This window comes from Pseudanabaena sp. 'Roaring Creek' (assembly GCF_001402795.1).
Lineage (GTDB): Bacteria > Cyanobacteriota > Cyanobacteriia > Pseudanabaenales > Pseudanabaenaceae > Pseudanabaena.
Window position 1 is genome coordinate 1 of sequence record NZ_LIRE01000551.1, and the last position, 500, is coordinate 500.

A 500-nucleotide genomic window follows, 5' to 3' on the forward strand; every position below is an offset into this window, starting at 1 on the left:
TGAGAATCACTGTTAATCGTCCAACTGTAAGGAGTTGCAAAGCTAATTTCTTTGCTATCAGTTGGCAATGTGGTGATTTCCTCGCGGACACTGCCATAAAGGGTTACTCGGTCAGTACCCTCAAGGAGTCCATACCCCGCATCGGTTATGCGTGCGCCGATAACACAATCATTTGATGTATCAAAGCTAATGTTATCGGTGAAATAGGGTAGTAAATTCACCTGATAGTAAGGCAACCGATTCAAGAGGCTTACCTCGAAAATCGGCTGCCAGTCTATATGAGCAGTTTTTAAATAGAAACTAATTTGCTTTCGGGGTGATTTCCATTCGAGATCCCTTAAAGCAGTCAGTCTTTCCGTTCTAGATGCATCTGCCTCTAGGTTTGGGATTTGGCTCTCATTTATTGAGTTGATATCTACGCGCATTCTCAGGCTAGTGATAAAGCCATAGAAGCGCAAAGTCTGGACGCGATCGTATGGCGATATTGCTGAAGGCTGGTA

Annotated in this window: 1 protein-coding gene; it reads right to left on the reverse strand. The window is 44.0% G+C overall.

Going from position 1 to position 500, the window contains the following annotated elements:
- Nucleotides 1-500, reverse strand: a 500-nt coding sequence (locus AC805_RS26400; protein ID WP_197278759.1) for a hypothetical protein, incomplete at both ends; no start/stop codon positions are given.